The organism is Aeromicrobium senzhongii (assembly GCF_014334735.1).
Classification (GTDB): Bacteria; Actinomycetota; Actinomycetes; order Propionibacteriales; family Nocardioidaceae; genus Aeromicrobium; species Aeromicrobium senzhongii.
In genome coordinates this window covers 2,814,458-2,835,201 of the sequence record NZ_CP060587.1, presented here as the reverse complement: position 1 = coordinate 2,835,201, position 20,744 = coordinate 2,814,458, and the positions used below count along the sequence as shown (strand labels likewise).

The 20,744-nt window shown below is 71.6% G+C and carries 20 protein-coding genes; 11 read left to right on the top strand and 9 right to left on the bottom strand.

The window, feature by feature from the left end; all coding sequences use genetic code 11:
• Window positions 1-19: 19 nt before the first annotated feature.
• From H9L21_RS13935 to H9L21_RS13925, 3 genes are read right to left on the bottom strand one after another with little or no spacing between them, the layout of a single operon-like run.
• On the bottom strand, window positions 20-607 hold the full coding sequence (locus H9L21_RS13935; protein WP_187411583.1) for an acetoacetate decarboxylase family protein: 588 nt from the start codon (window positions 605-607) through the stop codon (window positions 20-22).
• On the bottom strand, window positions 604-2,019 hold the full coding sequence (locus H9L21_RS13930) for a flavin-containing monooxygenase (RefSeq protein WP_154596409.1): 1,416 nt from the start codon (window positions 2,017-2,019) through the stop codon (window positions 604-606). Before H9L21_RS13930 ends, H9L21_RS13935 begins: the two co-directional genes overlap by 4 nt.
• Window positions 2,016-2,597, bottom strand: coding sequence for a TetR/AcrR family transcriptional regulator (locus H9L21_RS13925; protein ID WP_154596410.1), 582 nt, complete (start codon window positions 2,595-2,597; stop codon window positions 2,016-2,018). Before H9L21_RS13925 ends, H9L21_RS13930 begins: the two co-directional genes overlap by 4 nt.
• Window positions 2,598-2,655: 58 nt before the next feature.
• Here H9L21_RS13925 and H9L21_RS13920 point away from each other — a divergent pair, with 58 nt between their 5' ends.
• On the top strand, window positions 2,656-4,326 hold the full coding sequence (locus H9L21_RS13920; protein ID WP_187411582.1) for an FAD-dependent oxidoreductase: 1,671 nt from the start codon (window positions 2,656-2,658) through the stop codon (window positions 4,324-4,326).
• Window positions 4,327-4,389: 63 nt separating this feature from the next.
• Here the strand turns inward: H9L21_RS13920 and H9L21_RS13915 are convergent, their stop codons facing one another.
• From H9L21_RS13915 to H9L21_RS13900, 4 genes are all read right to left on the bottom strand, one after another.
• The gene (locus H9L21_RS13915) at window positions 4,390-6,825 is read right to left on the bottom strand and encodes an FtsX-like permease family protein (RefSeq protein ID WP_154596411.1); all 2,436 of its coding nucleotides are present in this window, start codon (window positions 6,823-6,825) and stop codon (window positions 4,390-4,392) included.
• Window positions 6,822-7,598, bottom strand: coding sequence for an ABC transporter ATP-binding protein (locus H9L21_RS13910; RefSeq protein ID WP_154596412.1), 777 nt, complete (start codon window positions 7,596-7,598; stop codon window positions 6,822-6,824). The genes H9L21_RS13915 and H9L21_RS13910 overlap by 4 nt, the downstream gene beginning before the upstream one ends.
• Before the next feature lie 85 nt (window positions 7,599-7,683).
• Entirely contained in the window at window positions 7,684-8,352 is a 669-nt protein-coding gene (locus H9L21_RS13905) for a response regulator (RefSeq protein WP_222865795.1), read from the bottom strand.
• Window positions 8,349-9,542 carry a sensor histidine kinase gene (locus H9L21_RS13900; RefSeq protein WP_154596413.1) on the bottom strand — a complete coding sequence of 398 codons (1,194 nt, stop codon included), beginning with the start codon at window positions 9,540-9,542 and terminating at the stop codon, window positions 8,349-8,351. The genes H9L21_RS13905 and H9L21_RS13900 overlap by 4 nt, the downstream gene beginning before the upstream one ends.
• 196 nt (window positions 9,543-9,738) lie before the next feature.
• Here H9L21_RS13900 and dnaK point away from each other — a divergent pair, with 196 nt between their 5' ends.
• The 5 genes from dnaK to H9L21_RS13875 all read left to right on the top strand — a co-directional run bounded on the left by dnaK (window position 9,739) and on the right by H9L21_RS13875 (window position 14,692).
• Window positions 9,739-11,577, top strand: a complete 1,839-nt coding sequence (dnaK, locus tag H9L21_RS13895) for a molecular chaperone DnaK (RefSeq protein ID WP_154596414.1) — start codon at window positions 9,739-9,741, stop codon at window positions 11,575-11,577.
• Window positions 11,574-12,152, top strand: coding sequence for a nucleotide exchange factor GrpE (locus tag H9L21_RS13890; protein ID WP_154596415.1), 579 nt, complete (start codon window positions 11,574-11,576; stop codon window positions 12,150-12,152). The genes dnaK and H9L21_RS13890 overlap by 4 nt, the downstream gene beginning before the upstream one ends.
• Window positions 12,153-12,237: 85 nt before the next feature.
• Window positions 12,238-13,368: a molecular chaperone DnaJ gene (dnaJ, locus tag H9L21_RS13885; RefSeq protein ID WP_154596416.1), complete on the top strand. Its 1,131-nt coding sequence runs from the start codon at window positions 12,238-12,240 to the stop codon at window positions 13,366-13,368.
• Window positions 13,365-13,736 (top strand): heat shock protein transcriptional repressor HspR, encoded by a 372-nt coding sequence (locus H9L21_RS13880; protein WP_154596417.1) that lies wholly within the window; start codon window positions 13,365-13,367, stop codon window positions 13,734-13,736. Before dnaJ ends, H9L21_RS13880 begins: the two co-directional genes overlap by 4 nt.
• A gap of 137 nt (window positions 13,737-13,873) precedes the next feature.
• Window positions 13,874-14,692, top strand: coding sequence for a hypothetical protein (locus tag H9L21_RS13875; RefSeq protein WP_154596418.1), 819 nt, complete (start codon window positions 13,874-13,876; stop codon window positions 14,690-14,692).
• A gap of 16 nt (window positions 14,693-14,708) precedes the next feature.
• Here the strand turns inward: H9L21_RS13875 and H9L21_RS13870 are convergent, their stop codons facing one another.
• Window positions 14,709-14,867: a hypothetical protein gene (locus tag H9L21_RS13870; protein WP_154596419.1), complete on the bottom strand. Its 159-nt coding sequence runs from the start codon at window positions 14,865-14,867 to the stop codon at window positions 14,709-14,711.
• A 12-nt stretch (window positions 14,868-14,879) separates the two neighbouring features.
• Between H9L21_RS13870 and H9L21_RS13865 the strand changes: the two genes are divergently transcribed.
• A complete protein-coding gene (locus H9L21_RS13865) occupies window positions 14,880-15,110 on the top strand; it encodes a MerR family transcriptional regulator (protein ID WP_154596420.1) in 231 nt (76 codons plus the stop codon).
• Here H9L21_RS13865 and H9L21_RS13860 read toward each other — a convergent pair.
• Window positions 15,085-15,519 carry a hypothetical protein gene (locus tag H9L21_RS13860; RefSeq protein ID WP_154596421.1) on the bottom strand — a complete coding sequence of 145 codons (435 nt, stop codon included), beginning with the start codon at window positions 15,517-15,519 and terminating at the stop codon, window positions 15,085-15,087. The genes H9L21_RS13865 and H9L21_RS13860 overlap by 26 nt on opposite strands.
• 57 nt (window positions 15,520-15,576) lie before the next feature.
• On the opposite strand from H9L21_RS13860, the gene H9L21_RS13855 reads away from it, so the two are divergent.
• From H9L21_RS13855 to ppc, 4 genes are all read left to right on the top strand, one after another.
• Window positions 15,577-16,461, top strand: a complete 885-nt coding sequence (locus H9L21_RS13855) for a hypothetical protein (RefSeq protein ID WP_154596422.1) — start codon at window positions 15,577-15,579, stop codon at window positions 16,459-16,461.
• Between the two features lie 93 nt (window positions 16,462-16,554).
• A complete protein-coding gene (locus H9L21_RS13850) occupies window positions 16,555-17,598 on the top strand; it encodes a M4 family metallopeptidase (protein ID WP_154596423.1) in 1,044 nt (347 codons plus the stop codon).
• Entirely contained in the window at window positions 17,559-17,843 is a 285-nt protein-coding gene (locus H9L21_RS13845) for a protealysin inhibitor emfourin (RefSeq protein WP_154596424.1), read from the top strand. Before H9L21_RS13850 ends, H9L21_RS13845 begins: the two co-directional genes overlap by 40 nt.
• A gap of 81 nt (window positions 17,844-17,924) precedes the next feature.
• A complete protein-coding gene (gene ppc, locus H9L21_RS13840) occupies window positions 17,925-20,711 on the top strand; it encodes a phosphoenolpyruvate carboxylase (protein WP_154596425.1) in 2,787 nt (928 codons plus the stop codon).
• The last annotated feature ends 33 nt before the right edge of the window (window positions 20,712-20,744 follow it).

Genomic DNA, 20,744 nt, shown 5'->3' with positions numbered 1-20,744 from the left:
AGGAAGTGGCCTCGCCAGGTCAGCGGTCGGCGGGGCCGAAGACGAGGTGGAAACGTCGGATCACGAGGTGAGCGAGCGGGCGCAGGTCGGCGAGCTGCGCCAACGGGCCCGCGGCCTCGAAGGTCCAGCCCACCCGTGCGGGTGAGACGGCGGCCGAGCCGCGGACGGGCGTGACCAGTGCGCGACCATCGCGCTCCTGGGCCACCCGGAAACCGGCTGGCGTCTTGAGCGTCCCGCGGATGCGACGCAGGCGGGCCGAGGCGATCCCGACGGCCCGGAGCCCGTGGTCCTCGAAGTCGGCGAGCTCCTTCGGGATGGCCCACAGGGCCCGCCCGCCGGCACGCGAGGCGGGACTGTCGACCCAGATGTCGGGGATGTGCACGAAGAGCCGCAGGCCACGGCGGACGAGGACCGCCGCCATGAGCTCGTGATAGGTCAACGGGCTCGGCGCGGTGTACTGCAGCAGCACGGCCCCCACGATCGCCCGTCCCCGGATCGTCACCAGTCGCGTGCCGGGAGGGGCGCTCAGGCCCTGCGCCGGCAACAGCCCGACGGTGACCAGGCCGTGGCCGTACAGGTCCCACGGCTCGCTGGGAAAGCTCGTCACGTCCACAGGAACTCCTCGTCGTGCACCTCGGCGACCGCCGCTTCGTAGGTGTGCGTCCCGCCGGGCCAGTTCGACGTGATCCGGCCGGTCTCGGGGTGGTGGTACCAGCTCGTGCACGACGCCCAGGCCGAGTGGGCCAGATCGTGCTGGACGCGGTCGTCCCAGCGCTGCTCGGCCTCCGCACGGGCCTGCACGCGGCGTGCTCCGTGATGATCCATCCGGTCCAGTGTGGCGCGGATGTGGCGGGCCTGGGCCTCGAGCATCGTGATGATCGATCCGCCGCCGAGATTGGTGTTCGGCCCGTAGGCCAGGAAGAGGTTCGGGAACCCGGGCACGTGGATGCCCAGGTGGGCTCGCGCCCCGCCGCTCCACGCCTCGTGGAGGTCACCCCCGGGCCCCGTCACCTCGATGCCGTGCAGGAAGTCCTGGGTGTCGAAGCCGGTGGCGAAGCAGATCGCGTCCACCTCGTGCCACGGTCCGTCCGCCGTCCGGATCGCGTCCGGCCGCACCTCGGCGAGAGCGTGGGGCACCAGCCGGACGTGGTCCCGGGTCAGGGTCGGGTAGTAGTCGTTGGAGAACAGGATGCGCTTGCAGCCGACCTGGTGACGCGGCGTGAGGTGCCGGCGCAGCTCCTCGTCCCGGACGCGCAGGCGCAGGTGCGCCGAGGCGAGTCGCTCGATCACGGTGGCCACGGTCGAGTCCGGGTCCAGGCCGCGGGAGAACTGCTGGGTCACCCAGTCGATCGGGCGTCGCTCGCGCTGGGCGCGGTCGCGGTACCAGTCCGGATAGGCGCCGTCCGGCTTGGGCAGGATGTGGTTGGCCGAGCGTTGCAGCACCACGAGCTCGCGGGCGACCTCGGCCAGCCGCGGCACGATCTGCACCGCGGAGGCACCGGTGCCGACCACCGCGACCCGTTGACCGGTCAGGTCCACCGCGTCGTCCCAGCTGCCGGCGTGCAGGACGGTGCCCGCGAACGACTCCCACCCCTCGACGTCCGGCGCGCTCGGCTCGGAGAGCTGTCCGACGGCGCTGATCAGCACGTCGACGGACTCGGTGGTGCCGTCGTCGAACCCGACGTGCCAGGCGTCCTGGTCCCACCGGGCCGAGACGACGCGCGCGCCGAAGCGGGTCCGCTCCGTGACGCCGTACTGGTCCGCGACCCGCCCCAGGTAGGCGAGGATCTCGGCCTGGGCGGGGTAGCGGCGGGTCCAGTCGCCGTTCGGCGCGAACGAGAACGAGTAGAGGGGGCCCGGGACGTCGCACGCCGCGCCCGGATAGGTGTTGTCACGCCAGACGCCACCGACGGTCTCGGCGCGTTCCCACAGACGCACGTCGGAGTACCCGTGCGTGAGCAGCTCGGCGGCCGTCCCGATGCCGCCGAAGCCGGTGCCGATGATGCCGATCGAGGTCATGGTGCCTCCGTCCCGGTGACGGTCAGGACGGCGGAGCACACGTCGGCGTGCACCGTCGCGCGGTCGAGCGTCTCCTGCACGAGCCACTCGCGGCACAGCGCCTTGACGTAGGCGGCGACGGGGCGGAGTCGGGCGCGCAGGGCGGCGTCGTCGGGCAGGGCCAGGGCGTCCAGCACGAGTCGCGCGGCGCGGTCGTCGGCCTCGTCGACGATGACCTGGACGTCGGAGTCGCCGTGCAGGTTCGCCGCTCCGGAGGCGGCGACCCAGGCCTGGCCGTAGGTGGTGGCCGCGTCCAGGATCCAGTCGATCGTGCGGGACACCCGCTCGGGCAGGGGGAGCGTCGAGAGGTCGGGCAGCGCGGCGTCGGGCATCATCACCGACTCGCGCATGACCTCCAGGAACAGCTCGCGCTTGCTGCCGAAGTAGTGGTGGACCAGGCCGCGGGTCACGTCGGCGGCCCGGGCGAGCTCGGTGGTGGAGACCTGGTCGTAGGGCCGGCTCGCGTAGAGCACCGCCGCGGCGTCGAGGATCGACCGGCGTCGGGAGTCGGGCGCGAGTCGGGTGCGGGCGGGGGACATGGGAGCAGTCTCGTGAGCCTATTGGCAGATTGTCAATAGAGCCCTACTGTGAGGTCGCGTGAAGGACTTCGACTATGACGTGGCCATCGTCGGCTCGGGCTTCGGCGGCAGTGTGACGGCGCTGCGCCTCGTGGAGAAGGGCTACCGCGTGGTCGTCCTCGAGGCCGGCCGGCGCTTCGCGGACGACGAGTTCGCCAAGACCTCGTGGGACGTCCGCCGGTACCTGTGGGCGCCGTGGGCGCGGTGCTTCGGCCTGCTGCGGGTCACGCCGTTGCGCGACGTCCTCATCGCGAGCGGCGCCGGGGTGGGCGGCGGATCGCTGGTCTACGCCAACACGCTCTACCAACCCGGTGACGAGTACTTCGAGGATCCGCGCTGGGCGCACATCACCGACTGGCGTGACGAGCTGGCCCCGCACTACGACCAGGCCCGCCGGATGCTCGGCGTCGTCACGTACCCCGGGATGACCGAGCCCGACCGGTGGATGGCCGACATCGCCGCCGAGATGGGCGTCTCCGACACGGTGCACCCCGCCGACGTCGGCGTCCTGTTCGGCGACCGCCCCGGGCTGCCGTTGGCCGACCCGTTCTTCGGAGGGCGCGGGCCGGAGCGCACGACCTGCACCGAGTGCGGCGCCTGCATGACCGGCTGCCGCGTGGGGGCGAAGAACACCCTCGTGAAGAACTACCTGTACCTGGCCGAGCAGGCCGGGGTCGAGGTCCGGCCGCTGACGACGGTCGTGGACGTGAAGCCTCACCGCGGTGGATACCGCGTGTCGACGCGGGCGTCGGGAGCGGCGTGGAAGCGGGACCGGCTCACGGCCGAGCAGGTCGTGTTCGCGGGCAACTCGCTGAACACCCAGAACCTGCTGCACCGGCTCAAGCGCCGTTCGTTGCCGCGGATCTCGCCCATGCTGGGCAAGCTCGCGCGGACCAACTCCGAGTCCGTCCTGACGGCCCGTGACACCGATCGCCGGGCCGACCACACCCGCGGCCTCGCGATCACCTCGTCGTTCCACCCCGATCCGCAGACCCACGTCGAGCCGGTGCGGTACGGGCCGGGCTCGGGCGTGATCGGGCTGCTCAACGCACACCTGGTCGACCCGGTCGAAGGGCTGCCGCGGTGGCGGGCGGCGATCCGGACCTATCGCAAGCTCGGATTCCGGGCGGCGTGGCGGCTGCACGACCCGCGGCGCTGGGCCGAGCAGTCGCTCGTGATCCTCACGATGCAGACGTTGGACAACTCGGTGACGACGTTCCTGCGGCGGCGGCCCTGGGGACTGAGCATGACGACACGTCAGGGCGAGGGGGACCCGAATCCGGAGTGGATCGAGGTCTCCCACCAGATCGCGCGACGCCTGGCCGCACGCTTCGGAGGCGTGGCGGGTGGATCGATGGCGGACCTCGTGGGCGTCCCCCTGACGGCGCACTTCATCGGCGGCTGCGTCATCGGTGCCACGCCCGAGCACGGCGTGATCGACCCGTACCACCGGATGTTCGGGCACCCGGGCCTGCACGTGATCGACGGCTCGACGATCAGCGCCAATCTCGGCGTGAACCCCTCGCTGACGATCACCGCCCAGGCCGAGCGCGCCCTGGCGATGTGGCCCAACCGCGGTGACGCCGACCAGCGCCCACCGCTCGGGGAGCCCTACCGCCGGGTGCCGCTCGTGGCGCCGCGGAATCCGCAGGTCCCGGTCGGCGCGCCGGCCGAGCTGACCTGGGCGTGACGCGCGACCGAGGCCCCCGGAGCCGGCTCCCTGACGGAGCGGTCCCGGAGGCCTCGGTGTGCCTCAGTCGAGGGTGAGCCCCTCCGCGGGCGTGATCCGTGCACCGCGGCGGGCGGGCAGGGTCGACGCCGCCAGGCCGGCCAGCGCGGCCACCACGAGCACCGCCGCCAGCTGGGCCCACGGCACGACGAGGCGCGCGTCCTCCATGAGGGGTGCCACGACCGTCCGGACGCCGAACCAGGCGTAGAGGACCCCGAGCCCCGTGCCGAGCACGGCCGCGACGAGGGCCAGCAACATCCCCTCTGCAGCGAGCATCCGCCGCAGCCCGCGCCGGGTCAGGCCGAGCGCCCGCAGCAGCGCGTGCTCACGGGACCGCTCCAGGATCGAGAGCCCGACCGTGTTCGCGATGCCGACGAGGGCGATCAGGACACCGACGCCCAGCAGGCCGAGCACGGCCCACACCAGGACGTCGAGCTGCGTCGCCACCCACTGCTGGTCCGTGAGGTTGTCGGTCACGTCGAGGCCGGTGCTCCGCGTGGCCGTCCGGAGCGCCTCGCCGAGCTCGTCCCCGTCCGCTCCGTCGTCGGCCAGGACCCACAGCGCTTGGGTGGTGGGCTCCGTCGTGAGCTGCTCCAGCACGGCGGGTGAGACGATCGCGGCGGCGCCCGAGCCCAAGGGCTCGAGTCGGGTGTCGACCGCGACGGTGCCTGCCTTCGTGCGCAGGGTCAAGCGGTCGGGCACGCCCTCGTCGAACGTCGTGATCAGTGCGTGGGGCACGATGATCTCGGTGTCGCGAGCCCGGGTGCTGCCCGGATCGAGCGTCCGGGCGCGCGCGGCGTCGGACGGTGCGATGACGGGCAGCCGGCCCATCTCGGTCTCGACCACCGCCCCGGTGACGGGCAGGACCTCGTCGACGCCCTCGAGTCCGCGCACGCGCTCGATCGTCTCGACGGCGATCGGACCGCCGCCCGCGAGCGCGTAGTCGACCGGGTACTCGGCGTTCATCCCCTGGGCCACGACCTGACGCGCGCTCGTCATGCCGGTCAGCACGGCCGTGGCGAGGGTGACGCCCACCAGCAGCGACGCGGTGGTGGCCGCGCTGCGCCGGGGGTTGCGCACGGCGTTCGCGGCGGCGACCCGGAACGGCCCGCCCGCCCGGCCGCCGGCGCGGCCCACCAGTCGCAGCATCGCCGGCACCAGGACCGGCCCCAGCAGCAGGACGCCGACGAAGGACACCATGCCGGCGACCAGCATGAGCTCCATCGAGGTGACCAGGTCGGCGGTGACCAGACCGGCGGCGCCCGCGGCCGTGACGAGCAGGCCCAGGGCGATCCGCACACGACCAGAGGTCGTCCGCGCCGTCGGCTGCTCGGCCGGCCGGAGTGCGGCCAGCGGGCTCACCCGCAGGACCGAGCGGGTCGGGAACCAGGCCGCGACGACCGTCGTCAGCAGGCCACCGACGAAGGCCGCGCCCATCCAGACCGGCGAGAACGAGACGGCACCGAAGTTCTCCTCGCCCGCGAGGAGGCGGACGAGCGCTCCCAGTCCGATCCCGCCGGCGATCCCCGCGACGATGCCGGCGGTGGCGGCGAGCAGGGCGAGCACCAGCGCCTCGGTCCGGACCGAGCGCAGGACCTGGCGGCGGGTCGCGCCGACGCAGCGCAACAGCGCGAAGTCGCGGCTGCGCTGGGCGAACAGGATCGTGAAGGTGTTCGCGATGACCAGCACGGCGACGAACCCGGCGACAGCGGCGAAGAGCAGCAGCAGCATCGCCAGGATGTCGACGCCGTTGTTCATCGCGACGATGCGCTCGGCGACGTAGTCGTCGCGGCTCTGCACCTGCGATTCCACGGCCTCGGACAGAGCCTGCCGGGCGCCGGCGACGTCTCCGTCGCGGACGTCGTACGCGACGGACTCGGCCATCGTGTCGGTCGCCGCCTGCAGGGCGGGCCACGGCACGTCGACATCGCCGCCGGCAGGCGAGGAGGGGCCACTGAATCCGACGACGGTGAGCTCCTGCGCCAGGTCGCCGTCGCCCACGGTGATGCGGTCGCCGAGCCCGATCTCATGGGCGGTGGCCATGCTGCGGGTCATGAGCGCCTCGTCGTCGGCCCGCGGGGCGCGGCCCTCGGCGATCTCCTGCGAGCGCAGGCCGGAATAGGTCGAGACGGTGCCGATCTCCACGTCACTGCCCAAGGACCCGGACGGCCCGTCGACCTGCCCCTTGGCCGTGGCCAGGACCGACGCGCGGTCGCCGCGCTCGCGAGCGACGGCCAGTGTCCGGGCGACGTCCTCGTCCTGGGCCATCCAGTACCCGTCGCTGACGATGAGCTCGGCGTCCGGATAGGCCTTCTCCACGGTGACCGCGACGGCGTTGCGCGCGCCCGACCCGAGGGCGTCGATCACCACGACGAAGGCGACCGCGATCGTGACCGCGAGCAGCGCGGCGACGTACCGGCGGGTGTAGGTCCGCAGCGACGCGATCAGGACGGTCCTCATCGGACACCGGCCTCGAGGGTGGCGGCGACCTGCTCGCGCGAGGGCGCGACCAGGTGCTCGCGGATCCTGCCGTCGGCCAGGACGACGACGTCGTCGGCGTACGCGGCCGCGTCGAGCTCGTGCGTCACCATGATCACCGTGTGGCCGAGGTCGGTCACGCTGCGGCGCAGGAACGAGAGCACCTCGCCGGACGCCGTGCTGTCGAGGTTGCCCGTCGGCTCGTCGGCGAACACGACGTCGGCGTCCGACGCCAGGGCGCGCGCGATCGCCACGCGTTGTTGCTGGCCGCCCGAGAGCTCGCCGGGGCGGTGGTCGAGGCGGTCCCGCAGACCCAGGACGTCGATGACCTGCTCGATCCGCTCGGTCGCGCCGGGTTCGAGGCGCCGGCCCGCCAGCTCGAACGGCAGCATGATGTTCTGCCGCGCCGTCAGCATCGGCAGCAGGTTGAACGCCTGGAAGACGAAGCCCAGCCGGTCGCGACGGAAGCGGGTCAGCTGGTCGTCGCCGAGCGAGGTCAGCTCGACGCCCCCGATCGCGACCGTGCCCTCGGTCGGACGGTCCAGGCCGGCGAGGCAGTGCATCAGCGTGGACTTGCCGGAGCCCGACGGGCCCATGATCGCGGTGAAGCGGCCCGGCGCCAGATCGAGGTCCACGGACCGCAGCGCATGCACCGTGGTGTCGCCGTGGCCGTAGGTCTTGGACAGGCCGCGCACGGTCGCCGCGGGCGGCGCGTCGTGGGCCGGGAGCGGGTGGGAGAAGGAGGTCGAGGTCATGGCTCGACGCTAGGTGCGCGGACGGGTCCGGGGCGTCGCCGTACGGACGGATCTTCGGGTCAGACCACGGTATGACCCGGACCCCTCAGTCGGTCAGTCCGGCCTCGAATGCCAGCAGGACCAGATGCACCCGGTCGCGTGAGTCCGTCTTGGCCAGCAGTCGCCCGATGTGGGTCTTGACCGTGGCCTCGGACAGGAAGAGCTCGGCGGCGATCTCGGGATTGCTCAGGCCGCGGGCGATGAGAACCAGCACCTCGCGCTCGCGCTCGGTCACGGCGGCGAGGCGTCGCGCGGCGGCGTCGTCGGTGCGGCGCACCGGCCCGGGATCGGCCAGGAAGTGGTCCAGCAGGCGGCGGGTGGTCGACGGCGCCACGACGGCGTCCCCGGCGTGGACGGCGCGGATCGCACCCAGCAGGTCCGGCGGCGCCGCGTCCTTGAGCAGGAACGCCGATGCGCCGGCCCGCAACGCAGCGAAGGCGTACTCGTCGAGGTCGAAGGTGGTCAGCACGATGACCTTGGGTCCCGCCTCGCCCGGCGCCAGGCGCCGCGTCGCCTCGACACCGTCGAGCCGCGGCATCCGCACGTCCATCAGCACGACGTCGGCCTCCACGTCGGCCAGCAGGCGCAGGGCCTCCTCGCCGTCGCCGGCCTCGCCCACGACGACCAGGTCGTCCTGGCTCTCGACCAGCATCCGAAAGCCCGCACGCACCATCTGCTGGTCGTCGACCAGGGCGACGCGGATGGGGGTGGTCACAGCGGGATCCTCGCACGCACGGCCCAGCCGCCTCCGGCCGCGGGACCGACGTGCAGCGTGCCGCCGTGCACCTCGACCCGCTCGCGCATGCCCAGCAGGCCGAGTCCGGACGTCTCGGCGGCCGAGGCGCCGTGGCCGTCGTCGACGACCTCGATCTCGACGGCATCCCCCGGCGCTCGGAGGCGGACGATGGCCCGCGCCTGCGGACCGGCGTGCTTGCGGACGTTGGTGAGCGACTCCTGGACGAGCCGGAAGACGGTCAGCGCGACGCCGTCGGGGACGTCGGGCAGGGGATCGGGCACCTCGAGGTCCACGTGGTCGTTCGCCGTGACGAGCGAGGGCAGGTCGGCCAGCCCGGGCTGAGGCGCCAGCGCGGGATCCTCGGTGCCCCGCAACAGGCCCAGCAGTCGCCGCATCTCGGTGAGTCCTTCTCGTCCGACCTTCGCCACGGTCTCGAGGGTGCGGACCGCGATCTGGGGGTCCTTGGCGGCGGCGTACCGGGCGCCGTCGGCCTGGACGATCATCACGGACAGGCCGTGGGCGACGACGTCGTGCATCTCCCGCGCGATCCGGGTGCGTTCCTCGGCGGCGGCCAGCACGGCCCGCTGCTCGGCCTCGAGTGCGAGCTGGCGACCGCGCTCGACGAGACCTGCCTCGTACGCCCGGCGGATGCGTGCCTGCGATCCCAGGGCCCAGGCCGCCAGGACGATCGCCGTGATCGACAGCAGGTACGGCAGGAGGTCCTCCAACCCCATGTCGTAGTCGATGTACTCCAAGCCCGGCGGATAGGCGGCGAACTGGGCCGACGTCCACACCCACGAGGCGACGACGGCACCGCACAGGCCCACGAACAGGCCGACCAGAGCGGAGCGACCGGAGCCGTAGCGCGCCAGCGCGTACAGGGCGGCCGGGAATCCGACCTGGCCCCAGACCGGCATGTCGTACGTCGCGGCCTGCAGCACGCTGGCGCCCGCGACGACGGCGAACACCGCGACCGGGTGCCTGCGCCGCCAGAAGAGGGGAACGGTCTGGGCCAACGACAGCAGGGCCGGATAGGGCGACTGCCCGACCAGGAGTGTCAGCGGGAAGGTGGGCAGGACGAGGGCCGAGGCGAGCAGGAAGTCGAACCATCGGGCCGCCCGGGGGCCGAGGCGCCACGGGCTCCGGGACACGTCGACCTGCTCCTTCATGCGCCCGAGCCTAGGGGCCCCGGTCCGCCCCGTCGTCAGACCGTGGTCTGGTCCTGCGTGGGGCGGATGTGACACACGTCATGCCTCCGAGGGAATGTCTGGCCCTCGGGCGAAGTTGATAACGTATGACTCAAGTTGTTTGACCCACAGTTTTCAAGGCATCCGAGCAAGACCGCGAAGCACCACAGGAGGAACCATGGCCCGCGCAGTAGGCATCGACCTGGGCACGACGAACTCCGTCGTCGCCGTACTCGAAGGTGGCGAGCCCACCGTCATCGCGAACGCCGAGGGCGCTCGCACCACCCCGTCCGTCGTCGCATTCGCGAAGGACGGTGAGGTCCTGACCGGCGAGGTCGCCAAGCGTCAGGGCGTCACGAACGTCGACCGCACGATCCGCTCCGTCAAGCGCTACATGGGCACTGACTGGACGACCGAGATCGACGGCAAGACCTTCAACCCCCAGCAGATCAGCGCCTTCGTGCTGCAGAAGCTCAAGCGAGACGCCGAGGCCTACCTGGGCGAGCCGGTCACCGACGCGGTCATCACCGTGCCGGCGTACTTCAACGACCACCAGCGCCAGGCCACCAAGGAGGCCGGCGAGATCGCGGGCCTGAACGTCAGCCGCATCATCAACGAGCCCACCGCGGCCGCCCTGGCCTACGGCCTGGACAAGGCCGACGACCAGACGATCCTCGTCTTCGACCTCGGCGGCGGCACGTTCGACGTGTCCCTGCTGGAGATCGGCGACGGCGTCATCGAGGTCAAGGCCACCAGCGGTGACAACCACCTCGGTGGTGACGACTGGGACAACGCGGTCGTCGACTGGCTGGTCAACAAGTTCAAGGCCCAGACCGGCGTCGACCTGACCAAGGACAAGATGGCCATGCCCCGCATCCGCGAGGCCGCCGAGCGCGCGAAGATCGAGCTGTCCAGCTCGTCCTCGACGTCGATCAACCTGCCCTACATCACGGTCGTCGACGGCAACCCCGTCTTCCTCGACGAGACGCTGACCCGCGCCGAGTTCGAGAAGATCACGTCGGACCTGCTCGAGCGCACCAAGGCGCCGTTCAACAACGTCATCCGTGACGCGGGCGTCACCGTCAAGGACATCGACCACGTCGTGCTGGTCGGCGGCTCGACCCGTATGCCGGCCGTCTCCGAGCTGGTCAAGAGCCTCACCGGCGGCAAGGAGCCCAACAAGGGCGTCAACCCCGACGAGGTCGTCGCGATCGGCGCCAGCCTGCAGGCCGGCGTGCTCAAGGGCGAGGTCAAGGACGTCCTGCTGCTCGACGTGACCCCGCTGTCGCTGGGCATCGAGACCAAGGGCGGCGTCATGACGAAGCTCATCGAGCGGAACACGACGATCCCGACCAAGCGGTCCGAGGTCTTCACGACCGCCGACGACAACCAGCCCTCCGTGGCGATCCAGGTGTACCAGGGCGAGCGCGAGATGGCCGCCGGCAACCAACTGCTGGCCACCTTCGAGCTGACCGGCCTGCCGCCGGCGCCGCGTGGTGTGCCGCAGATCGAGGTCACGTTCGACATCGACGCCAACGGCATCGTGAACGTGTCCGCGAAGGACCGGGGCACCGGCAAGGAGCAGTCGATGACGATCACCGGCGGGTCCGCCCTGTCGAAGGACGACATCGACAAGATGGTCAAGGACGCCGAGCAGTACGCCGAGGAGGACCGCAAGCGCCGCGAGGCCGTCGAGGTCCGCAACCAGGCCGAGACGCTCGTCCACTCGACCGAGAAGTTCCTGGCCGAGAACGGCGACAAGGTCGGCGAGGACGTCAAGTCCGAGGTCCAGATCGACCTCGACGCCGTGAAGTCCTCGCTCGAGACGGACGACACGGACCTCGTCAAGGAGGCCATCGCGAAGCTGGGCGCCTCCAGCTCCAAGATGGGCGAGGCCATGTACGCCGCCGCGGCCGCCGATGCGCAGGCCACGGACGCCCCGGCCGGCGAGTCCCCCGCCGATGACGACGATGTCGTCGAGGCCGAGATCGTCGATGACGAGGGTGAGCAGAAGTGACCGAGCAGCCGTTCGACGAGGCGACCTCCCCCCAGGGGGAGGCGCCCGCCGGCGGCGAGCCGTCGGCGGAGGAGCCCACGGAGGTCGTGGAGCCTGAACCCCAGGGACCGAGCCTGGAGGACCAGCTGGCGGAGCGCACCGGCGATCTGCAGCGGGTGCAGGCGGAGTTCATCAACTACAAGCGCCGAGTCGAGGACGCTCGCGTCCAGGCGATCGAGACGGGCAAGCAGAAGGTCCTGATCGAGCTGCTGACCGTGCTCGACGACGTGGCCCGCGCGCAGGAGCACGGCGAGCTGACCGGTGGCTTCAAGGCGGTCGCCGACCAGCTGCGCAGCACGCTGGCGAAGTTCGGCCTGGAGCCGTTCGGCGAGACGGGCGAGCCCTTCGACCCGAACCTGCACGAGGCCGTGTTCCACGCCGGCGAGGACCCGAACGTCGCGGTCCAGAGCATCGCCCAGGTGATGCGCACGGGCTACCGTGTCGGCGATCGCGTGCTGCGGCCCGCGGTGGTCGGTGTGGTCGACCCGGGAGTCGCCGCCGAGGCCACCGAAGCGCCGGTGACGACGGAGGAATGACGCATGGTCCGGTACGCCGCTCGTGCCTTCGGGTGCGAGCGGCGTACCGCGGCCTCACGAGAACGAACGAGAGGAGGGGTGAACGATGAGCGCACCGACTGACTGGGCCACCAAGGACTTCTACAAGGTCCTGGGCGTCAAGAAGGACGCCTCGGCGGACGAGATCAAGAAGGCCTACCGCAAGCTGGCCCGCGACAACCACCCCGACTCCAACCCCGGCAACGCCCAGGCCGAGGAGCGGTTCAAGGCGATCTCCGAGGCCTACGGGGTCATCGGCAACGCCGAGAAGCGCAAGCAGTACGACGAGCAGCGCTCCCTGTTCGGGCAGTTCAAGGGCGGCTTCCCGCCCGGCGGCGCGGGCGGTCCCGGCGGTGCCACGTACGGCGGTGGAGTCGACTTCGACCTCAGCGATCTGCTGGGTGGGATCTTCGGCGGTGGCGGCGGGACGCGCGGCGGCGGTGGCCGTCGTCGGCAGGCCCAGCCGCGCCGGGGCGACGACCTCGAGACCGAGGCCACGATCAGCTTCCGTCAGGCCGTCGAGGGCGCGACCGTGCCCCTGCGCCTGACCAGTGACGAGCCGTGCACCATCTGTCACGGCACCGGTGCCAAGCCGGGCACCGTGCCCAAGGTGTGCAGCAACTGCCAGGGCAGCGGCATGCAGACCAGCGCGTCCGGCGGCGTGTTCGCGATGACCGAGCCGTGCTCGGTGTGCCGCGGCCGCGGACTCATCGTCGAGCACCCGTGCGACCTGTGCGGCGGCTCCGGCCGTGCGCCGTCGAGCCGCACGATCAACGTCAAGATCCCCGCCGGCGTCAAGGACGGCCAGCGGATCAAGATCCGCGGCAAGGGTGCCAAGGGCGATGCGGGTGCGCCTGCGGGCGACCTGTACCTGATCGTGCACGTCGAGGGCGACGAGCGGTTCGGCCGCAAGGGTGACGACCTGACCGTCACGGTGCCGCTGCCGTTCGACGACGCGGTGCTCGGCGGTGAGGTGAGCGCTCCGACGATCGACGGGCCCACCGTCACGCTCAAGGTCCCGGCAGGCACGCCGAACGGGCGCACCTTCCGGGCGCGCGGCAAGGGCGGCACCCGTCGCGACGGCTCGCGCGGTGACCTGCTGGTCACCGTCGAGGTCCAGGTGCCGTCGAAGCCCTCGGACGAGATGCGGGCGGCCGTCGAGGCGTATCGGACAGCGAGGACAGGAGCGACGTCATGAGTGACTTCGTCCCCCCGGGCCCCGAGGCCAAGGTGTTCGTCATCAGCGTCGCCGCCGAGCTCTCGGGCCTGCACCCGCAGACCCTGCGGACCTACGACCGGATCGGCCTGGTCGAGGCGGGCCGCACCTCCGGCGGCGGCCGGCGGTACTCGCTGCGCGACATCGAGCTGCTGCGGATGGTCGCCCAGCTGACCGCCGAAGGTCTCGGCCTCGAGGGCGTCAAGCGCGTGATCGCGCTCGAGAACCAGGTGACGGCGCTGCAGGCCAAGGTCGCCGAGCTCCAGGCCGAGCTGGCCCAGACCCGCACGCCGCGCAACCTGCCGGCGCTCTACGGCGAGACCCAGCTGGCCCGCTGGCGCCGGCGCTGACCGCCGCCCCGGTTCGCGCCACTGGCTGCGGCGCCCTCGGTCGGTGGCCTCATCTTCGGCGCCAGCGGTCGACCGACCCCGACTGACCGTCCTCGATCCGGCGGTCGTCGTCGCGGATCTCGATTACGCTCGCGACCATGACTCGGGGCATGACGTGGCGCACGATCCTCCTTCCGGTCCTCCCGTGGATCCTGGCGATCGCGGTGGCGGTCACCCAGTTTGTGGTGATCCCGGACATGGCGGCCGACGTCGGCGGTGACCTGACCTTCACCGCCTACGTGGTGATGTTCGGTGCCGTCATCCCCGTCGCGTGGGCACTGCTCGAGACGTTGTGGACCCGCACGGCGGGGTCACCGATCCACCTGGCGTTCGCGCGGACGCTCGGCCTGTCGCTGGTGATGGGCACCGTCCTGGGGCTGACCGGATCGCTCGCGCGGCTGCGGCCGGGCGTCGAGGACATCGTCGTCTCGTCGCGGCGGGACGACGGGTGGCACTACTGGTTCGACGCCTCCCGGGGCGGCGGCAGCATGCTGGCCGACCTGCCGCTCTACCTCGTGGTGAACATCGGCGCGTCGATGCTGGTCGCGCTGCTGCTGGTGATCTTCGTGGTCCTGCCGTGGTTCGCCTTCGTGCGACCGCGGGCGTTCCTCGAGGCGAACATGCTGGAGCTGCACCCGTCGGTGGTCGAGTCCAACATCGTGGCGGCGCGCGTGATGTCGGTGCTGCTGATGTTGGTCTTCGCCGTGCCCACGGCGGTGGTGCTGCTCTCCAACGCCGAGCACACCGCGCTGGCCTGGACGGTGGGCGTCGCCATGACGCTCGTGGGGCTCTGGCTGGTGCGGGTGGTGATGCGCCGACAGGTCGTCGACGAGGAGAAGTGGCGCACCCTGCCGGAGTGGGCGCAGGGTCGGCACACCCGCGGGTCGGCGTTCCGTCCCGACGATCCGCAGTACTGAGCGCCGCCGACTCCGGTCAACCGTCGCCGGCGGGCGGCGGCGCGTCGCGTCGCCGGCTGAGCTTCCTGCGGCGGTCGATCTCGCCTGCCGTGAGGCCGATCGCCACCGCGATGCCCAAGACGATCTTGAGCCAGCCGAGGTCCCAGTCCGGCCACCACGCGAAGAGCGGCGGCACCCAGCCGAAGTCGTGGGGGACCCAGTCGAACAGGTTCCAGTCGGGCAGGTCGCCCAGCTCACGGCCGAGGGGCTCGGCCTCGAAGGGGTCAAGCGCGTCATCGCGCTCGAGAACCAGGTGGCGGCCCTGCAGGCCAAGGTGGCCGAGCTGCAGGCCGAGCTGGCGGAGAGCCGAATCTCCTCGCAGAACCTCCCGGCGCTCTACGGCGAGCGTCAGGTCACCGTCTGGCAGAGCCGGCGCTGAATCCCGCGGCGACAGTGCCGACCGCCGGAACGGCCAGGGCGAGGGCGGGGACCCAGGTCCCCGGCACGAGCGAACCCCAGAGCTCGGAGATGAAGAGACCTGCGATCAGGAGGACTGTCGCCATCCCGACGGCGAAGCCTCCCGCGACCGCCAGTCGACCGGCGTCGGCGGCGGCCTGCGCCGCCCTGATCCGACGGACCAGTCCCACCGCGACGACGAGTGCCACGAGGCCCGCGCCTGCGGCGAGCGTGCCGAGGAGCGCCGCGACCCCGTCCCAGCGTTCGGCGTAGTCATGCGCGTCCTTCCAGATGAGCGCGGCGCCGAACACCATGAGCCCGAGAGCGCCGACCCCCAACAGCACGAGCACGGTCAGCAGGGCCCGGGACCATGCGGTCAACGACGGTGACATGACGGCGAGCCTCCCACGCGCGGTGCCCGACGGGAAGGACTCGCCTAGGGTCGCCCCATGAGCCGCGGCTCCGGACCCGAGTTCCTGCGGGACGACGTCGCCTTCCGCACGGTCAACGAGCGGCGCGAGCCCGCGCCGTGGCGCCGGCTGTTCCTGCCCGTCGTTCCGTGGGTGCTCGTGCTGGTCATGATCGCGCTGGAGTACGCGCTCGTCGACGAGGTGGCGGCCGACGGCGAAGGGGACACCGCCTGGGGCCTGGTGCTGATGTTCGCCGCCTGCGTGCCCGTGTCGTTCGCCATCCTGGAGACGATCTGGCGGAGGTTCGAGAGCCCGGGGATCATCGTCGCGTTCGCGCGCACCATCGTGCTGCCGCTGCTCATGGGGCTGGTGCTCGGCGTGACGGCGAGCCTGGTCCGACTGCGGCCCGGCGTGGAGGACACGATCGCGGCCAACCGGCGGCCCGACGGCTGGCACTACTGGTACGACTTCTCCCGCGGCGGCGGCGACATCGCCTCCGAGCTGCCGCTGACGGTGCTGGCGAACATGTTCATGCCGATGCTGGTCGCCCTCGGGCTGGTCGTGCTCGTGGTCCTGCCGTGGTTCGCCTTCTTCCGCCCGGGGCAGTTCATCCGGGCCAACATGATGGACACGAGTGCCGAGGCGGCGGCAGGAAACGCCGCCGGTGCGCGTGCCCTGGCGGTCCTGGTCATCCTGATCTTCGCCGTGCCGACGGCCACCGTCTGGCTGAGCAACGAGGGCGAGACCGGGTGGGCCTGGGTGGTCGGGATCGCGATGACCGTGGTCGGGCTCGGTCTGACCACCTACGTCCTGGCGAAGCAGACCCCCGACCACGCCGCGCGGGCCACCCTGCCGACAGCGTTCCAGGGCGTGCAGACCCTCCAGCACGAGAGGGATCAGGAGTCGGACGCGGGCGGACGCTGAGAAGGCCACGTCCGTCGGCCACCTGGTGGTCCCGAGTCTCACGTGGCAGTTAACGACGCGCGCTCTGTCGGTGCGGGGCCCTACGGTCGAGACATGGAAACGATTCGGGGGATCGTCCCGCCTCACCTGCTCCGTCGCATCGCCTCGCTCGAGGACGAGCGCTTCTCGGTCGCGGTCGCGGCCGCCCGCAGTGCCCTCGCCGAGCGGACCGAGCACCACCACCACCCGAACGTGGCCCGGCCGGCGCCGGCCGGACCCGGCCTGCACCGACGAGTCCACGATGCCCAGAACGCCACCAGCCTCCCCGGGCGGCTCGTGCGCTCCGAGGGTGATCCGGCCACGGGCGATGTCGCGGTGGACGAGGCCTACGACGGGTTCGGCGCCACCGATGCGCTGTTCCGCGGGGTGTACGGACGGCGATCGATCGACGACGCCGACCTGCCGCTGGTGGGCACGGTCCACTACGGACGGGCCTACGACAACGCGTTCTGGGACGGCTCCCGGATGGTGTTCGGCGACGGTGACGGCGAGATCTTCGGCCGCTTCACCGCGTCGCTCTCGGTGATCGGTCACGAGCTCACCCACGGCCTGATCGAGTTCACCGCCGCCCTGGACTACCGCGACCAGTCCGGCGCCCTCAACGAGTCGATCGCCGACGTCTTCGGCGCCCTCGTCGAGCAGCACGCCGCCGGCCAGACCGCCGACCAGGCGTCGTGGCTCATCGGCGCAGGGCTGTTCACCGACCAGGTCGATGGCGCGGCCCTGCGCTCGATGTCGGCTCCGGGCACGGCCTACGACGACGACGTGCTCGGCCGGGACCCCCAGCCCGGTCACATGGACGACTACATCGAGACCACCGAGGACAGCGGTGGCGTGCACCTCAACTCCGGCATCCCCAACAAGGCCTTCCACCTGGTCGCCACGACGCTGGGCGGTCGGGCGTGGGAGGTCGCCGGCCGGATCTGGCTCGAGACGCTCCTGGGCGGCGCCCTGTCCCGGCAGGCCACGTTCGATCAGTTCGCCCGGGCCACGATCGCGGTCGCCGGGCAGTACGACGCGGCTGACGTGGTCAGGGACGCGTGGCAGGCTGTGGGGGTATGGACCACATCGACCAGCCCCTCCTCGTCGTCCGGGTGATCCGCACGGGCGGCTTCGCCGGATTGCGCCGGCAGTGGGAGGTCGAGGCCACGTCCGAGGACGAGGCGCAGGCCTGGTGGCCCCTGGTCGAGGCCTGTCCCTGGGACGACGCTCCCGATGACGGCCGTCCCGACGGGTTCGTCTACGAGCTGCACGCCAACGAGCGCGCGGCCGTCCTGCCCGAGCAGCAGGTCGACGGTCCGTGGCGCGACCTCGTCGAGGCCGTCGTCCACCGCGCCACCTGAGCCCTGCCGCTCCGCTGTCGCGTGGCTAGGGTGGGAGCAGGCAACGGCGCCCACTCATGTCCGCCTGCCGAGGGGAGCCCCATGACCGCCTCCGAGTTCGATGCCATCGCCCACTCCAAGGACCGCGCACTGCGTGCCGACGTCCGCCGGGTCGGGGACCTGCTCGGCGAGACGCTGCGGCGCCTCGAGGGTCAGGAGTTCCTCGACCTCGTCGAGCAGGTGCGCGCCCAGGGCCGACTCCTCGAGGAGTCCGACGACCCGGCCCAGCGCCGTCAGGCCGGCACCCTGATCCGCGAGATCATGGCAGGGCTCGACCTGCCCACCGTGGGCAAGCTCGTCCGGGCCTTCGGCGTCTACTTCAACCTCGCGAACGTGGCCGAGCAGGTCGCCCGGGTGCGCGCCATCGAGGCCCGCCCCGACGACCTGGGATGGCTCGCCAGCACGATCAGCGAGATCGTCGCCGAACAGGGTCCCGAAGGACTGGCCGCCGGCATCGACCGACTCGACGTCCGCGCGATCTTCACCGCCCACCCCACCGAGGTCAGCCGCCGCACGGTCCTGACCAAGCTGCGGAAGATCGCCGACCTGCTGGCGTCGTCGGCCGAGCCGGGCACCCGCCGGCGCGCCGCCCAGGACAAGGACCTGGCCCAGTTGATCGACCTGATCTGGCAGACGGACGCCGTCCGGCGCACCCGGCCCACCCCGGTCGACGAGGCGCGGCACCTGGTGTTCTTCCTGCAGCAGATCCTCGAGGAGGCGCTGCCCGACGTGTCGGCCGACCTGGCCGACCTGCTCGCCGAGCACGGCATCCGACTCGACCCGACCCGTCGTCCACTCTCGTTCGGCACGTGGATCGGCGGCGACCGCGACGGCAACCCCAACGTCACGCCCGAGGTCACGCTGAACATCCTGCAGCTGCAGAACCGGATCGCCACGCGGATCATCGACACGAACCTCGACGTGCTGATCCGCGAGCTGTCGTCGTCGGCCGAGTTGGTCGACATCAGCGTGGAACTGGCGGAGTCACTGGCGGCCGACATCGATGCGCTGCCCGATCTCGATCCCCGGCTGCTCTCGGTGAACGCCCACGAGCCGTACCGGCTCAAGCTCTCGTGCATGAAGCTCAAGGTCGCCCATTCGGCCGAGCGCGTCGCCTCGGGTGGGCCGCACGTCCCGGGGCGCGACTACGCCGACCGCGCCGAGCTTTTGGCCGACCTCGCGATCGTCGAGGCGTCGCTGCGCGCGCACGGCGGCGAGTTGGTCGCCGACCGCATGCTGGCCCGGGCCATCCGCACGATCGCCGCCGTGGGCCTGCACCTGGCCACGATGGACATCCGCGAGCACGCCGACGCGCACCACCACGCGCTGGGCCTGCTCTTCGACCGGTTGGGCGAGTCCGACCGGCCGTACTCCGAGCTGAGCCGCGAGGAGCGCTTCGCGCTGTTGTCCGACGAGCTGGTCCGGCCGCGTCCCCTCGCCCTCGACCCGCCGCCCCTGGACGAGTGGGGCGCGCGCACCTACGGCGTCTTCACCGCGGTGCGCGAGCTGAAGCAGACCTTCGGCGACGACGTCATCGAGTCCTACATCGTCTCGATGACCCTCGACGGCGACGACCTGTTGGCGCCCATCGTGCTCGCGCGCCAGGCCGGTCTGGTCGACCTGGTCGGCGGCGAGGGCATCGAGCCCTACGCACGTCTGGACTTCGTCCCGCTGCTGGAGACGATCGAGGAGATCCGCCGCGCGGGCACCGTGCTGGACCAACTGCTCTCCGACCCGAACTACCGCCGACTGGTGGCGCTGCGCGGCGACGTGCAGGAGGTCATGCTCGGGTACTCCGACTCGAACAAGGCCGGCGGCATCACGACCTCCCAGTGGGAGCTGCACCGGGCCCAGCGGGCCTTGCGCGACGTCGCGCAGCGGCACGGGGTGCGGCTGCGGCTGTTCCACGGTCGCGGCGGCACGGTCGGCCGCGGTGGCGGCCCCACGTACGACGCGATCCTGGCCCAGCCCTACGGCGTCCTGACCGGCGACATCAAGTTCACCGAGCAGGGCGAGGTCATCAGCGACAAGTACTCGCTGCCGCGACTGGGCCACGAGAACCTCGAGCTGTCGCTCGCCGCCGTGCTCGAGGCCTCGACGTTGCACCTCGAGGCGCGGACTCCTCCCGAGACGATGCAGCAGTGGGACGAGACGATGACCCGCATCAGTGACGCCGCATACGCGGCCTACCGTCGGCTCATCGACGCCCCGGGCCTGTTCGACTACTTCCTGGCCTCGACGCCCGTCGACCAGCTCGGCGGACTGAACATCGGGTCCCGTCCGGCCCGCCGTCCCGACGCCGGCGGCGGCATCGAGTCCCTGCGCGCGATCCCCTGGGTGTTCGGCTGGACGCAGAGCCGCCAGATCGTGCCCGGGTGGTTCGGCGTCGGCAGTGGCCTGCGGGCGGCCCGCCTGGCCGGCGAGGAGAAGGTGCTGACCGCGATGCTCGAGCAGTGGCACTTCTTCCGGACCTTCATCTCCAACGTCGAGATGACGCTGGCCAAGACCGACCTCGATGACGCCGCCCACTACGTCGAGACGCTGGTGCCGGTCGACCTGCGGCCGATCTTCGACCTGATCCGTGCCGAGCACGCCGTCACGGTCGAGGAGGTCCTGCGCGTCACCGGCGAGAAGCATCTGCTCGACGACCAGCCCGCCCTGAAGCGCACCCTCGACATCCGCGACGTCTACCTGCAGCCGATCTCGTTCGCCCAGGTCGACCTGCTGGCCAGGTACCGCGAGGACCCGGACGCCGTCGACGAGGACATGCGCGCCGCCCTGCTGCAGACGGTCAACGCGATCGCGAACGGCATGCGGAACACGGGTTGAGACGACTCGCGCCGCCAGCGCGCGATTGCCCCT

Coding starts and splice junctions, on each gene's coding strand:
- H9L21_RS13930 (WP_154596409.1), bottom strand. CDS start 2,019: ATGACCTCGATCGGCATCATCGGCACCGGCTTCGGCGGCATCGGGACG.
- H9L21_RS13925 (WP_154596410.1), bottom strand. CDS start 2,597: ATGTCCCCCGCCCGCACCCGACTCGCGCCCGACTCCCGACGCCGGTCG.
- H9L21_RS13915 (WP_154596411.1), bottom strand. CDS start 6,825: ATGAGGACCGTCCTGATCGCGTCGCTGCGGACCTACACCCGCCGGTAC.
- H9L21_RS13910 (WP_154596412.1), bottom strand. CDS start 7,598: ATGACCTCGACCTCCTTCTCCCACCCGCTCCCGGCCCACGACGCGCCG.
- H9L21_RS13900 (WP_154596413.1), bottom strand. CDS start 9,542: ATGAAGGAGCAGGTCGACGTGTCCCGGAGCCCGTGGCGCCTCGGCCCC.
- dnaK (WP_154596414.1), top strand. CDS start 9,739: ATGGCCCGCGCAGTAGGCATCGACCTGGGCACGACGAACTCCGTCGTC.
- dnaJ (WP_154596416.1), top strand. CDS start 12,238: ATGAGCGCACCGACTGACTGGGCCACCAAGGACTTCTACAAGGTCCTG.
- H9L21_RS13880 (WP_154596417.1), top strand. CDS start 13,365: ATGAGTGACTTCGTCCCCCCGGGCCCCGAGGCCAAGGTGTTCGTCATC.
- H9L21_RS13875 (WP_154596418.1), top strand. CDS start 13,874: ATGACTCGGGGCATGACGTGGCGCACGATCCTCCTTCCGGTCCTCCCG.
- H9L21_RS13860 (WP_154596421.1), bottom strand. CDS start 15,519: ATGTCACCGTCGTTGACCGCATGGTCCCGGGCCCTGCTGACCGTGCTC.
- H9L21_RS13855 (WP_154596422.1), top strand. CDS start 15,577: ATGAGCCGCGGCTCCGGACCCGAGTTCCTGCGGGACGACGTCGCCTTC.
- H9L21_RS13850 (WP_154596423.1), top strand. CDS start 16,555: ATGGAAACGATTCGGGGGATCGTCCCGCCTCACCTGCTCCGTCGCATC.
- H9L21_RS13845 (WP_154596424.1), top strand. CDS start 17,559: ATGGACCACATCGACCAGCCCCTCCTCGTCGTCCGGGTGATCCGCACG.
- ppc (WP_154596425.1), top strand. CDS start 17,925: ATGACCGCCTCCGAGTTCGATGCCATCGCCCACTCCAAGGACCGCGCA.